Consider the following 12,153-nt stretch of genomic DNA (forward strand, 5'->3'; position numbering starts at 1 on the left):
AGGAGCGAGGCTTGCTCGCGATCAGTCGACAAACCCCGGCAGCACCGGCACCGGGCGCTTGTCGTCATCGATGGCGACAAAGCTGAACAGGCCGTGGATGGCTTTCTCCCGCCCATCGCAACTCATACTCTCGACGAAGACCTCAACCTCGACCTTGAGGCTGGTGTTGCCGACCTTCACTACCCGTCCCACCAGCTCGACGATGGAGCCCGCGGCAATCGGGTGATTGAAGTCGATACGGTCGGTGGACACGGTGACCAGCGGCAACCGGCAGAAACGGGTCGCGGCGATGAACGACACTTCGTCCATCCAGGCCAGCGCCGTGCCGCCAAACAGGGTGTTGTGGTGATTGGTGGTCGACGGGAATACCGCCTTGGTCACGCGGGTAACCGACAGCTCGGTCCGGCGTTGGATTTCTTGCTCGCGGGGGCTCATGGTTCTACTGCCTGAAACACACTTCGGGGATAAATGACGGGCAACAAAAAAGCAGCCCGTAGGCTGCTTTTTTCTGCATCGGAAGCTGGACTTAAGCCAGTTTTTCCTTGATGCGAGCTGCTTTACCCGACAGGTCACGCAGGTAGTACAGCTTGGCTTTACGTACGTCACCGCGACGCTTGACAGCCATGCTGTCGATTTGCGGGCTGTAGGTCTGGAAAGTACGTTCTACGCCAACACCGTTGGAGATTTTACGAACGGTGAATGCACTGTTCACGCCGCGGTTACGCTTGGCGATTACAACGCCTTCGAACGCTTGCAGACGGGAACGATCGCCTTCCTTCACTTTCACCTGAACGACAATGGTGTCGCCCGGGGCAAAGGCTGGGATCTCTTTGGTCATCTGCTCTGCTTCGAGTGCAAGAATGATTTTGTTGGTCATGCTGTGCTCCTAAGGTAAATCGTCGGATCTACCATCGATACGTTGTTAACTATCGTCCCGCTCGCGGATGTATTCCTCGAGCAGCTTCTTCTCTTCTCCAGAAAGCGAGCGGCTTTCCAGAAGATCGGCGCGTCGTTCATAGGTCCGACCAAGGGACTGCTGTAAACGCCAACGCCGGATGTGTGCGTGGTTGCCACTCAGCAACACGTCGGGAACACGCTGATCCGCATACACCTCCGGTCGGGTGTAGTGCGGGCAATCCAGCAGACCATCCGTGAAGGAATCTTCCTCCGCGGAATCCGCATGCCCTAAAGCTCCGGGCAGCAGTCGCGTAACCGCATCAATCAGGACCATCGCCGGCAGCTCGCCACCGGAGAGTACATAGTCGCCAATCGACCACTCTTCATCGACATGAGCTTCAATAAAACGCTCGTCAATGCCTTCATAACGACCGGCAATCAGGATCAATGCATCCTCATTCGCCAACTCGCGTACCGCCGACTGAGTCAGTTTGCGGCCTTGGGGCGACAGGTAGATCACCTTCGCGCCCTCCCCGGCTGCCTGCCTGGCCTGAACCAGAGCATCTTCCAGGGGCTTGATCTTCATCACCATGCCCGGGCCACCGCCAAATGGGCGATCGTCCACAGTGTGATGTCGATCCGTGGTGTAGTCTCGCGGATTCCAACAGGTCAGCTGCAAGAGCCCCTGTTTCACCGCGCGGCTGGTTATGCCGTAGTCGCTGATGGCGGAAAACATCTCGGGAAACAAACTGATCACTTCTACGCGCAGGCTAGCCACGTTCAGAAGTCCGCGTCCCAATCCACCTTCATCTCGCCCGCTGCCAGGTCGACGGCCAACACGCATTGCTCGGTATAGGGCAACAGGCGTTCGCGATCATCCAGGCTGCCAGCGCAAGGCTTGACCACCATTACATCGTTCGAGCCGGTCTCCAGCAGGTGATCGATCTTCCCGAACAGTTGTCCGTGAGTGTCGATGACCTTGAGACCTTGCAGCTGGTACCAGTAGTACTCGCCGTCGGTCAGTTCAGGGAACAGGTTGCGCGGCACGCAGATCTCATAACCGGCCAGAAGACGCGCTTCTTCACGATCATCGAGACCCTTGAGCTTTGCGACCAGGAATTTTTCATTCCCGCGTCCGCTGACCAGCTCAACCTGTTTCACGCTACCTTCGCGCTTGAGCGTCCAGGTTTTGTAATCCAACAGGTTTTTTATCGGATCAGTAAAGGAATAAACCTTCACTTCGCCGCGAACGCCGTGAACAGAGTAGATTTTGCCGATAACGATCAAATCATCAGCAGGAGCAGGCGTCGCGTTCATAGGGTTCAGGCTGCAGCCTTAGCCGATTCCTTCAACAGCTGAGCAACGCGCTCAGACGGTTGTGCACCAACGCTCAGCCAGTAGGCTACGCGCTCTTGGTTCACGGACAGGCGGACTTCTTGACCACGAGCGATCGGGTTGAAGAAGCCAACTTGTTCTTTGTGCGAACCGTCGCGTGGGTTGCGGCTGTCGGTCACGGTCAAGTGGTAAAACGGGCGCTTTTTGGAGCCGCCAAGGGCAAGACGGATTGTTAGCATGTGAACATCGTTCCTGTAGTCGGTGCTGCAAATCTAAATGCACAGCGGGCATGGGTGCCCGAAAGGCCGCATATTCTAAGGAATATCCGGACTTTTGCAAATGACTTTTTCCGGCGCCTACCGGCTGCCATCCAGATTTGCTATAGGGCCGTTGGCAACAACGGCGAGTCAGCTCCCGCCAAGCGCGGGTTTGCTGGAGGTCCCGCGTCCCCGCGGGAAACGCCGGCATGGCTGCCGGCGTGGATTCTTCAGATCTTCGGCATGCCGCCGCCGGGCAACATTCCGCCCATGCCGCGCATCATTTTCGCCATTCCGCCCTTGGCGGAGAATTTCTTCATCATCTTCTGCATCTGCTTGTGCTGCTTGATCAAGCGACCGATGTCCTGCACCTGGGTGCCGGAGCCCATGGCGATCCGACGCTTGCGCGAACCGCTGATCAGCTCAGGGTCGCGGCGCTCGGCCGGGGTCATGGAGTTGATGATGGCTTCCATCTGCTTGAACTGCTTCTCGGCCGCGCCCTGGGCATTGCCCATTTGCGCCAGGTTCACGCCACCGATATTCGGCAGCTTGTCCATCAGGCCACCGAGGCCGCCCATGTTCTTCATCTGTTGCAGCTGATCGCGGAAGTCTTCGAGGTCGAAGCCTTTGCCTTTTTTCAGCTTCTTCGCCAGCTTGTCGGCTTTTTCCTTGTCGAGGGTCTGTTCGGCCTGCTCGATCAGGCTGAGCACGTCGCCCATGCCGAGGATGCGCGAAGCGATACGCTCAGGGTGGAACGGCTCGAGCGCTTCGCTCTTCTCGCCCATACCGATGAACTTGATCGGCTTGCCGGTGATCGCACGCACCGACAGCGCAGCACCGCCACGGGCATCGCCGTCGACCTTGGTCAGGATCACACCGGTCAGTGGCAGCGCGTCGCCAAAGGCCTTGGCCGTGTTGGCGGCGTCCTGGCCGGTCATGGCGTCGACCACGAACAGGGTTTCCACCGGCTTGACCGCCGCGTGCAACGCCTGGATCTCGTCCATCATGTCGGCGTCGATGTGCAGACGACCGGCGGTGTCGACGATGACCACGTCGATGAACTTGAGCTTGGCTTCTTTAATAGCCGCTTCGGCGATCGCGACCGGCTTCTGGCTCAGGTCGGACGGGAAGAAGGTCACGCCAATGTCATTGGCCAGGGTTTCGAGCTGCTTGATCGCCGCCGGACGGTACACGTCGGCGGACACCACCATCACGCTCTTCTTCTTGCGCTCTTTAAGGAAGCGCGCAAGCTTGCCGGCGGTGGTGGTCTTACCGGCGCCCTGCAAACCGGCCATCAGCACGACGGCAGGCGGCACGGCGCTCAGGTTCAAATCTTCGTTGGCCGCGCCCATCAGGCTTTCGAGCTCGGCCTGGACGATCTTCACGAACGCCTGGCCCGGAGTCAGGCTGCGCGACACTTCAGTGCCGACGGCACGTTCCTTCACCGAGTTGACGAAGTCCTTGACCACCGGCAGGGCGACGTCGGCTTCGAGCAACGCCATGCGCACTTCGCGCAGGGTGTCTTTGATGTTGTCCTCGGTCAGCTTGGCCTTGCCGGTGACATGGCGCAGCGTCTGCGAGAGACGGTCGGTTAGGTTTTCAAACATGCGCGATCCTTTCAGGCCCTAAGTAGACCGAGGTAATGGCGGCTCGGGCCCCTTATATAAAGGGTGCTCCGTGGGCAGGTCGCGGATTATAGCGAAGACTGCGCGCGACGCACAGCCGCCGTCTGGTTGCGCGGTCTTTCGTGTGGTGGCGGTTCTATGCCAAACTCAACGACTTTCGGGCTTGCCTAACAGGATTTATGCTCCCCTTGTCACCCAGCTTGCTAACCACCCTCGCCGCCGCCTGTCTCTATGCCGCTGCGACCCTCTATCAAGGCACTCGTCTGGCTCAAGCCGCCAAGACGAACAAGCGCCTGCTGGTCTCGCTCGGCATCCTTGCCCTGCTCGCCCACAGCGCCAGCCTCCTGACCCACCTGATGACACCCGTGGGCCTGGGACTGGACTTCTTCAGCGCCGCCAGCCTGATCGCCGCCGCGGTGATTGCCCTGACCCTGCTGGCCTGCTCGCGCATTCCGGTGGAGAACCTGCTGGTCCTGCTGTTTCCGCTGGGGGCGCTGACCGTGCTGCTGGCGCAGTTCGTGCCCACCGGCACGGTGCCGGTGATCGACGAAGAACCGGGCATCCTCGCCCATATCCTGCTGTCGATCCTTGCCTACGGCATGTTCACCATCGCCGTGTTCCAGGCCCTGTTGCTGCTGGTGCAGGACCACCAGCTCAAGCACAAGCACCCGTCCGGGCTGATCAAGAACTTTCCGCCGCTGCAGACCATGGAAAGCCTGCTGTTCGGCTTCCTCTGGGCCGGCTGGACCCTGCTGTCGCTGTCGCTGATCTCCGGCTGGCTGTTCGTCGAGAACCTGTTCGCCCAGCACCTGGTGCACAAGACCCTGCTGGCGTGCCTGGCCTGGGTGGTGTTCAGCGTGCTGCTGTGGGGCCGCAACCGCCTCGGCTGGCGCGGACACAAGGCGATTCGCTGGACCCTGGCCGGCTTCTGCCTGCTGATGCTGGCGTACTTCGGCAGCAAGCTGGTCCGTGAATACATCCTGCATATCTGACGAGCGGCGATAATGGACAACCTGCCCATAGAGCCGATGCTCGTGGTCCTGGCCTTGCTGGTGCTGTGGTCGGGGCTGTTCACCGCCATCGAAGCCGCCCAGCAACACCTGCTGACCCTGCGCACTGCTTCGCGCTCCGGCGACAAACCGCTGGCGCGCCTGAGCTTCCCGCGCGACAGCCTGATTCTCTGCAACACCCTGTGCCGGGTGCTGGCGGTCATCATCAGCACCTTGCTGGCGCTCCTGCAGTGGGCGGAAAACGGCCCGTGGCTGGCCTGCCTGATCGCCACCAGCGTGTTGCTGGTACTCGCCGACTACCTCCCGCGCACCCTGGCTACCCGTTATCCGGACGCCATCCTCAGCCTGGGCAACACCCTGCTGGGCGTGCCGCTGAAGATCATCTACCCCGCGGCCTGGCTGCTCGACAGCATCAGCCAGCTGTTGCTGCGCCCCTTCAGCCGCAAGGCCGGCGCCGTCAAGCAGAGCGAAGACGAGCAGGCCGCCGACCCGGACGACGCCGAGGAACATGCCAACGGCCGCCCGCACCCGGTGTCGGGCATCCATGCCCTGGACAACATCACCGTCAATGACATCCTGGTGCCGCGCAGCGAAGTCGCCGGGATCAACCTGGACGAGCCCATCGGCGAGATCATCGAGCAGCTGCGCCTGTCCAAACGCACCCGCCTGCCGGTGTTCCACAGCGACATCAACCAGGTCGAGGCGGTTCTCAACACCCGCCAGATCCGCCACCTGCTACCGGATGCCAGCCTGACCAAAGAGGCCCTGCTGGCGGCCTGCCACGAACCTTACTTCGTGCCGGAAAGCACCCCGCTGCAGCTGCAACTGCTGAACTTCCACAAGCAGCAGCGCCGCCTGGGCATGGTGGTGGACGAGTACGGCGAAGTGCTGGGCATCGTTACCCTGGAAGACATCCTCGAAGAAATCGTCGGCGAATTCGAAAGCGAACACAGCCTCGACAACCCGCATATCCATCCCCAGGCCGACGGACGCTTTGTCATCGAAGGCGCTGCCTCGATTCGCGAGCTGAACAAGAGCCTGGGCTGGCACCTGCCCAGCGACGGCCCGAAAACCCTCAACGGCCTGGTCACCGAAGCGCTGGAGACCATTCCCGACAGCGCCGTCTGCCTGAAAATCGGCCGCTACCGCCTGGAAATCCTCGAGACCGAGGACAACCGGGTCAGCCGCGTGCTGATCTGGCACACCAAGCCAGGTGCTCCCTCGTCCCTGTAGCCGCTGCCGAGCCTGCGAGGCTGCGATCGATCTGGGCGGCATTCCGACGAAGCGGGCGCTAACCGGGATACAACAATCCGCCTGAAATACCGCGCCGCCTGGTTTTACGACGGCTGTGCCGCCGATCGCAGCCTCGCAGGCTCGGCAGCGGCTACAGGGCTACAGGGACAAGTCCTGCTTGTTGAATCGTTAGGGGCCTTCCTATAATCGATCCGCTTACCCAAGCCCCGCAGCACCCGCGTGCTACCCGCACCCAGCGGCTTCTGCCCTGCTCTGCCCGCTTCTGGCAGGCTGCGCTCCCACCCCGAGCCACGCCCGCGCCAAACCCACATCCCTGGGTGTTCGACCATAATAATTCGCTCCGATGGAGCACATGACTGTCAGGGATAACCGCATGACGACCAGCACCACTTACAGCGCCTCCGTGCCCGCCCAGCCGACCAACTCCGCCAGCCGCGTGGCCACCGCCAGCTTTATCGGCACCGCCATCGAGTTCTACGACTTCTACGTGTACGCCACCGCCGCCGCGCTGGTGATCGGCCCGGTATTCTTCCCGCAGACGTCCGGCACCGCGCAGATGCTCTCGGCCTTCCTGACCTTCGGCATCGCGTTCCTCGCCCGCCCCCTGGGTTCGGCGCTGTTCGGCCACTTCGGCGACCGGATCGGCCGCAAGTCGACCCTGGTGGCATCGCTGCTGCTGATGGGCGTGTGCACCACGCTGATCGGCGTGCTGCCCGGCTATGACAGCATTGGCGCCTGGGCCCCGATCCTGCTGTGCCTGCTGCGTTTCGGCCAGGGCCTGGGGCTAGGCGGCGAATGGGGCGGAGCCGCGCTGCTCGCCACGGAAAACGCGCCCAAAGGCAAACGCGCCTGGTTCGGCATGTTCCCGCAACTGGGGCCATCGATCGGCTTTCTCGCGGCCAACGGCCTGTTCCTGACCCTGGCCATGAGCCTGAGCGACGAACAGTTCCGCTCCTGGGGCTGGCGGATCCCGTTCCTGCTCAGCGCCGCGCTGGTGCTGGTCGGCCTGTATGTGCGCCTGAAACTCCACGAAACCCCGGTATTCGCCAACGCCATCGCCCGCCAGGAACGGGTCAAGATGCCGCTGGTCGAGCTGTTCAGCCAGTACTGGCTGCCGGTATTGCTGGGTGCTTCGGCGATGGTGGTGTGTTACGCGCTGTTTTACATCTCGACGGTGTTCTCGCTGAGCTACGGCGTCGCGACCCTTGGCTACAGCCGCGAAACCTTCCTCGGCCTGCTGTGCTTCGCGGTGTTGTTCATGGCCGCGGCCACGCCGCTGTCGGCCTGGGCCAGCGATCGTTATGGACGCAAACCGGTGCTGATCATCGGCGGCCTGCTGGCGATTCTCTCCGGCTTCACCATGGAACCGCTGCTGACCCAGGGCTCGACCTGGGGCGTGGCGCTGTTCCTGTGCATCGAGCTGTTCCTGATGGGCGTGACCTTCGCCCCGATGGGCGCCCTGCTGCCCGAGCTGTTCCCGACCCACGTGCGTTATACCGGCGCGTCGGCGGCCTATAACCTGGGCGGCATTGTCGGCGCCTCGGCGGCCCCCTTCTTCGCCCAGAAGCTGGTGGCGATGGGGGGCTTGAGCTGGGTCGGCAGCTATGTGTCGGCGGCAGCGGTGCTCAGCCTGATCGCTGTGCTGTGCCTGAAGGAAACGCGCAATAACGACCTGAACCAGGTCGATTGAAAGATCGCTTCGCGAGCAAGCTCGCTCCTACAAGGGCTGCGCCGAACCTGTAGGAGCGAGCTTGCTCGCGATGCTTTTACAGCTCGACTACGACCGCCTGGGAAGCGCGGGTCGCCTTGGCCCGGGCGGCCTCGATCGACTCGTCGCGCGCCAGGGCCACGCCCATGCGGCGCTGGCCGTTGACTTCAGGCTTGCCGAACAGGCGCAGGGCCGTGTCCGGCTCGCTCAGGGCCGCGCCCAGGTTGGCGAAAGCGGTCTGGGTCGACTGGCCTTCCACCAGGATCACCGCCGAAGCCGACGGGCCGAACTGACGGATCAACGGGATCGGCAGGCCGAGGATCGCCCGCGCATGCAGGGCGAACTGCGACAGGTCCTGGGAAATCAGGGTCACCAGGCCGGTGTCATGGGGACGCGGCGACACTTCGCTGAACCAGACCTGATCACCCTTGACGAACAGTTCGACGCCGAACAGGCCACGGCCACCCAGGGCCTCGGTCACCGCCTTGGCCACGCGCTCGGACTCGGCCAGGGCTTTCGGGCTCATGGCCTGGGGCTGCCAGGATTCCTGGTAGTCGCCCTTCTCCTGGCGGTGGCCGACCGGCGCGCAGAAGGTGGTGCCGCCGACATGGCGCACGGTCAGCAGGGTGATTTCGTAATCGAAATCGATGAAACCCTCGATGATCACCCGGCCCTTGCCGGCGCGCCCGCCTTCCTGGGCGTAGTCCCAGGCCTTCTGCACGTCGTCGACACTGCGCAGCAGGCTCTGGCCCTTGCCCGAGGAACTCATCACCGGCTTGACCACGCAGGGGAAGCCCAGGTCGTCCACCGCCTTGCGGTAGTCTTCGAAGGTATCGGCGAAGTGGTAAGGCGAGGTCGGCAGGTCCAGCTCTTCGGCGGCCAGGCGACGGATGCCTTCGCGGTTCATGGTCAGCTGGGCGGCACGGGCGGTCGGGATCACGGTGAACCCTTCGGACTCCAGCTCCACCAGGGTGGCGGTGGCGATGGCTTCGATCTCCGGCACGATGAAGTGCGGCTTCTCCGCCTCGATCACCGCCCGCAGCGCGGCACCGTCGAGCATGTTGATCACATGGCTGCGATGGGCGACCTGCATCGCCGGCGCATTGGCGTAGCGATCCACGGCAATCACCTCAACGCCCAGGCGTTGCAGCTCGATCACCACTTCCTTGCCCAACTCACCACAGCCACACAGCAAAACGCGGGTCGCGGTTGGCGACAATGGAGTTCCGATACGGGTCATCTGAAGGTCCTCAAAAAGGAGCGGATCATCGGGGGTCGCGCACCAGGCGGGCGGCCCATGGGGAAGAAAGCGCGGCATTTTACATGAACCGCGCGCTTTGGCCTCAGCTGGCGCACGCCGCCTTGCGCACACGCCAGGCCATGGCCAGCCAGACCACGGTCACGCCAGCGAACTTCGACCCCAGCGCCGTGAGGATCACGCCCGGGGTCAAGGCGTCGATCAGTCCGAAAAAGATAAAGGTGTCCAGGGGAATGCTCAACGCCGAACTTATCCACAGGCGGTCGTGCAGCGGGCGCTTGGTGATGCTGAACACCAGCCAGTCGATGCACTCGGAGACCGCGAACGCCGTGGCGCTGGCCAGGGCGATGGCCGGGTCGGAGGTCACGTAGGACAGCACCAGCGCCACCAGCATGGCGACGAGCGCGCCATGGCCGAAGCGGGTCTGCACCATGTCCCGCAGGACGAACACCAGCCCGCCCCAGGCCGACCAGATGATGTCCAGGTGCGGAGCGGTGGAAAAGGCGTAGTTGATCAGCACGACACTGCCGATATAGGCGATCAGGAAGAGCATGGGGCGAAAAGTACCTGTCAGTAAGGCACACAGGGTACTTCAGGTGGGTGGGATGGACCAGACGGGAGCTGGCGCCGATACCGCGGGCAGGCTCGCTCCGGCTGGGGCGAGGCTGCTCGCGACAGCCGTTTAGCCGGACTGGGTGCCGATCATCCACAGCAGCCCGCTGGACTTGGCGCGCTCATGACACAGCGCCAGCACCTCGCGGCGCTCGGCGTTGTCCATGCGGCTCCAGCGGGTGATCTCGCTCACCGTGCGCTGGCAGCCAGTGCAGATATCGTCATCGTCCAGCGCGCAGATGCTCACGCAGGGCGAGGGAACGGGTTTTTCGGGGGTGGTCATTATTCTTGCTCGGCCAGGTCGCGGGCGTAACGCTGGGAATTATGCACATAGTGCGCGGCGCTGGCTTCGAGCATTTTCTTCTGTTGCTCGGTCAGCTCGCGGACCACCTTGCCCGGCGAGCCCATCACCAGCGAACCGTCGAGGATTTCCTTGCCTTCGCCGATCAGCGAATTGGCGCCGATGATGCAATTCTTGCCGATCTTCGCGCCGTTGAGAATCACCGCGTTGATGCCGATCAGGCTGTAGTCGCCGACGGTGCAGCCATGCAGCATGGCGTTATGGCCAATGGTCACGCCGGTACCGATGGTCAGCGGAAAGCCCATGTCGGTGTGCATCACCGTGCCATCCTGCACGTTGCTGTTCCTGCCGATCAGGATCAGCTCGTTGTCGCCACGCAGCACCGCGTTGAACCAGACGTTGGCCCCCTCCTCCAGCTTGACCTTGCCCACCAGCGTGGCATTGGGTGCGACCCAGCTTTGCGGGTGGGTTTCGACGCGGGCGTCGCCCAGGCGGTATTTCATATTGTTGTCCTCAAGGCCAGGCAGGTTCAGGTACACAGCAGGGTTCAGGCCATACGAGCGATGGCTTCAAATATTGATAAAGCTTTTGGGCGGTTGGTGCAGGCTGATCTTGGCGTCATACAGCAGGTTGATCAGCTCGACGATCATGATCGCTGTCAGGCCCCAGATCTTGTACTCGCCGAAGCGGTAGCTCGGCACATACCAGCTGCGGCCCTGATAATCGATGCGGTGGGTATGTTCGCGCGGGTCCTGGCGGAAAAACTCCAGCGGCACGCTGAATACCGCGGCGATCTCGGCGTCATTGGCCAGGTACTCGACATAATCGGGAATCACCCCGACATAAGGCGTGACCTTGATCCCGTGCAGGGAAATCAGCGGGCTCAAAGGGCCGATCACTTCCACCAGCCCCGGGGGCAGGCCGATTTCCTCTTCGGCTTCGCGCAGGGCGGTAAAAACCAGGTCGGGATCTTCCGGGTCGCGGCGGCCGCCGGGGAAGGCCACTTCGCCGCCGTGGGTGGACAATCCTTTGGCACGCAGGGTCAGCACCAGCTCAGGCTCGTCACTGCGGGTAATGGGCACCAGCACGGCGGCCTCGGGGAAACGTCGATCCGTCTCCAGCGGTCGCGGCGTATGGTTGCTTACCCGGTGCAGTAGCTCGTCCAGCATGAGTCTTCTCGATCTGTCGACTACCTTGCATCATGCACCAAACAAACCGACCGCCCAACCCCCGAACCGCGTCATGTCGCGTAACGACAACTTGCCGACAAAGCCCCGTGCGCGCCAAGATAGGCGCAGCCTTTTCGGATACCCAGCATGAAATTCTGCAGCCAGTGCGGTCACCCGGTCACCCAGCGTATTCCCGAAGGCGATTCGCGCCTGCGTTTTGTCTGCGACAACTGCCAGACCATCCATTACCAGAACCCGAACATAGTCGCCGGCTGCCTGCCGACCTGGGGCACCCAGGTGCTGCTGTGCCGGCGCGCGATCGAGCCGCGCCGTGGTTACTGGACGCTGCCGGCCGGTTTCATGGAGAACGGCGAGACCGTCGAACAGGCGGCGATTCGCGAGACGTTCGAGGAAGCCTGCGCCCGGGTCCGCAACCTGAGCATCTATACCCTGATCGACGTCCCGCACATCAGCCAGGTGCATGTCTTCTTCCGCGCCGAGCTGGCGGACCTGGATTTCGCCGCCGGCGAAGAGAGCCTGGAAGTCCGGCTTTTCGAAGAAGCCGACATTCCCTGGTCCGAGCTGGCTTTTCGCACGGTCGGACGTACCTTAGAATGTTTCTTCGCTGACCGGCGGAACGAGCAATACCCCGTGCGTTCCGAGTCCATTCCGCCCCTGGCTCAGCCGGCCCTCACTTAAACAACAAAACGTACGCGGCACCTGTGTA

15 protein-coding genes are annotated in these 12,153 nt (G+C 62.5%); 4 read left to right on the plus strand and 11 right to left on the minus strand.

Annotated features, from left to right (window positions below; translation table 11 throughout):
- Nucleotides 1-21: 21 nt before the first annotated feature.
- From NRG23_RS13680 to ffh, 6 genes are all read right to left on the minus strand, one after another.
- On the minus strand, nucleotides 22-435 hold the full coding sequence (locus tag NRG23_RS13680; protein ID WP_007927676.1) for an acyl-CoA thioesterase: 414 nt from the start codon (nucleotides 433-435) through the stop codon (nucleotides 22-24).
- Between the two features lie 91 nt (nucleotides 436-526).
- The gene (gene rplS, locus NRG23_RS13685; protein ID WP_009047143.1) at nucleotides 527-877 is read right to left on the minus strand and encodes a 50S ribosomal protein L19; all 351 of its coding nucleotides are present in this window, start codon (nucleotides 875-877) and stop codon (nucleotides 527-529) included.
- 45 nt (nucleotides 878-922) lie between these two features.
- The gene (trmD, locus tag NRG23_RS13690) at nucleotides 923-1,633 is read right to left on the minus strand and encodes a tRNA (guanosine(37)-N1)-methyltransferase TrmD (protein WP_230589668.1); all 711 of its coding nucleotides are present in this window, start codon (nucleotides 1,631-1,633) and stop codon (nucleotides 923-925) included.
- Nucleotides 1,634-1,677: 44 nt separating this feature from the next.
- Nucleotides 1,678-2,214, minus strand: coding sequence for a ribosome maturation factor RimM (gene rimM / locus NRG23_RS13695; RefSeq protein ID WP_007927679.1), 537 nt, complete (start codon nucleotides 2,212-2,214; stop codon nucleotides 1,678-1,680).
- Nucleotides 2,215-2,219: 5 nt separating this feature from the next.
- Nucleotides 2,220-2,471, minus strand: a complete 252-nt coding sequence (gene rpsP, locus NRG23_RS13700) for a 30S ribosomal protein S16 (protein WP_007927680.1) — start codon at nucleotides 2,469-2,471, stop codon at nucleotides 2,220-2,222.
- Between the two features lie 248 nt (nucleotides 2,472-2,719).
- Nucleotides 2,720-4,096 (minus strand): signal recognition particle protein, encoded by a 1,377-nt coding sequence (gene ffh, locus NRG23_RS13705; protein WP_007927681.1) that lies wholly within the window; start codon nucleotides 4,094-4,096, stop codon nucleotides 2,720-2,722.
- Between the two features lie 197 nt (nucleotides 4,097-4,293).
- Between ffh and NRG23_RS13710 the strand changes: the two genes are divergently transcribed.
- From NRG23_RS13710 to NRG23_RS13720, 3 genes are all read left to right on the plus strand, one after another.
- Entirely contained in the window at nucleotides 4,294-5,106 is an 813-nt protein-coding gene (locus NRG23_RS13710) for an inner membrane protein YpjD (RefSeq protein WP_007927682.1), read from the plus strand.
- A gap of 12 nt (nucleotides 5,107-5,118) precedes the next feature.
- Entirely contained in the window at nucleotides 5,119-6,357 is a 1,239-nt protein-coding gene (locus NRG23_RS13715; RefSeq protein WP_038630673.1) for a transporter associated domain-containing protein, read from the plus strand.
- 394 nt (nucleotides 6,358-6,751) lie between these two features.
- Nucleotides 6,752-8,068 carry an MFS transporter gene (locus tag NRG23_RS13720; protein ID WP_257374795.1) on the plus strand — a complete coding sequence of 439 codons (1,317 nt, stop codon included), beginning with the start codon at nucleotides 6,752-6,754 and terminating at the stop codon, nucleotides 8,066-8,068.
- Between the two features lie 76 nt (nucleotides 8,069-8,144).
- Here NRG23_RS13720 and purT read toward each other — a convergent pair whose 3' ends face one another.
- The 5 genes from purT to NRG23_RS13745 form a co-directional block, all read right to left on the minus strand.
- Entirely contained in the window at nucleotides 8,145-9,326 is a 1,182-nt protein-coding gene (gene purT, locus NRG23_RS13725) for a formate-dependent phosphoribosylglycinamide formyltransferase (protein WP_009047140.1), read from the minus strand.
- 103 nt (nucleotides 9,327-9,429) lie between these two features.
- Nucleotides 9,430-9,897: a VUT family protein gene (locus tag NRG23_RS13730; RefSeq protein ID WP_016702731.1), complete on the minus strand. Its 468-nt coding sequence runs from the start codon at nucleotides 9,895-9,897 to the stop codon at nucleotides 9,430-9,432.
- A gap of 129 nt (nucleotides 9,898-10,026) precedes the next feature.
- Nucleotides 10,027-10,239 (minus strand): DUF1289 domain-containing protein, encoded by a 213-nt coding sequence (locus NRG23_RS13735; RefSeq protein WP_016702729.1) that lies wholly within the window; start codon nucleotides 10,237-10,239, stop codon nucleotides 10,027-10,029.
- The gene (locus tag NRG23_RS13740) at nucleotides 10,239-10,760 is read right to left on the minus strand and encodes a gamma carbonic anhydrase family protein (RefSeq protein WP_257374798.1); all 522 of its coding nucleotides are present in this window, start codon (nucleotides 10,758-10,760) and stop codon (nucleotides 10,239-10,241) included. The genes NRG23_RS13735 and NRG23_RS13740 overlap by 1 nt, the downstream gene beginning before the upstream one ends.
- A 66-nt stretch (nucleotides 10,761-10,826) precedes the next feature.
- Entirely contained in the window at nucleotides 10,827-11,426 is a 600-nt protein-coding gene (locus NRG23_RS13745; protein WP_009047136.1) for a CoA pyrophosphatase, read from the minus strand.
- Between the two features lie 147 nt (nucleotides 11,427-11,573).
- On the opposite strand from NRG23_RS13745, the gene NRG23_RS13750 reads away from it, so the two are divergent.
- Nucleotides 11,574-12,125, plus strand: coding sequence for an NUDIX hydrolase (locus NRG23_RS13750; RefSeq protein WP_009042316.1), 552 nt, complete (start codon nucleotides 11,574-11,576; stop codon nucleotides 12,123-12,125).
- Nucleotides 12,126-12,153: the final 28 nt, after the last annotated feature.

The organism is Pseudomonas sp. T8, from assembly GCF_024610635.1.
In the GTDB taxonomy this organism is placed as follows: Bacteria; Pseudomonadota; Gammaproteobacteria; order Pseudomonadales; family Pseudomonadaceae; genus Aquipseudomonas; species Aquipseudomonas chlororaphis_I.

What these genes read in the sequence shown, in the direction of transcription:
- NRG23_RS13680 (WP_007927676.1), bottom strand. Translation starts at nt 435, where the DNA reads ATGAGCCCCCGCGAGCAAGAAATCCAACGCCGGACCGAGCTGTCGGTT.
- rplS (WP_009047143.1), bottom strand. Translation starts at nt 877, where the DNA reads ATGACCAACAAAATCATTCTTGCACTCGAAGCAGAGCAGATGACCAAA.
- trmD (WP_230589668.1), bottom strand. Translation starts at nt 1,633, where the DNA reads ATGTTTTCCGCCATCAGCGACTACGGCATAACCAGCCGCGCGGTGAAA.
- rimM (WP_007927679.1), bottom strand. Translation starts at nt 2,214, where the DNA reads ATGAACGCGACGCCTGCTCCTGCTGATGATTTGATCGTTATCGGCAAA.
- rpsP (WP_007927680.1), bottom strand. Translation starts at nt 2,471, where the DNA reads ATGCTAACAATCCGTCTTGCCCTTGGCGGCTCCAAAAAGCGCCCGTTT.
- ffh (WP_007927681.1), bottom strand. Translation starts at nt 4,096, where the DNA reads ATGTTTGAAAACCTAACCGACCGTCTCTCGCAGACGCTGCGCCATGTC.
- NRG23_RS13710 (WP_007927682.1), top strand. Translation starts at nt 4,294, where the DNA reads ATGCTCCCCTTGTCACCCAGCTTGCTAACCACCCTCGCCGCCGCCTGT.
- NRG23_RS13715 (WP_038630673.1), top strand. Translation starts at nt 5,119, where the DNA reads ATGGACAACCTGCCCATAGAGCCGATGCTCGTGGTCCTGGCCTTGCTG.
- NRG23_RS13720 (WP_257374795.1), top strand. Translation starts at nt 6,752, where the DNA reads ATGACGACCAGCACCACTTACAGCGCCTCCGTGCCCGCCCAGCCGACC.
- purT (WP_009047140.1), bottom strand. Translation starts at nt 9,326, where the DNA reads ATGACCCGTATCGGAACTCCATTGTCGCCAACCGCGACCCGCGTTTTG.
- NRG23_RS13730 (WP_016702731.1), bottom strand. Translation starts at nt 9,897, where the DNA reads ATGCTCTTCCTGATCGCCTATATCGGCAGTGTCGTGCTGATCAACTAC.
- NRG23_RS13735 (WP_016702729.1), bottom strand. Translation starts at nt 10,239, where the DNA reads ATGACCACCCCCGAAAAACCCGTTCCCTCGCCCTGCGTGAGCATCTGC.
- NRG23_RS13740 (WP_257374798.1), bottom strand. Translation starts at nt 10,760, where the DNA reads ATGAAATACCGCCTGGGCGACGCCCGCGTCGAAACCCACCCGCAAAGC.
- NRG23_RS13745 (WP_009047136.1), bottom strand. Translation starts at nt 11,426, where the DNA reads ATGCTGGACGAGCTACTGCACCGGGTAAGCAACCATACGCCGCGACCG.
- NRG23_RS13750 (WP_009042316.1), top strand. Translation starts at nt 11,574, where the DNA reads ATGAAATTCTGCAGCCAGTGCGGTCACCCGGTCACCCAGCGTATTCCC.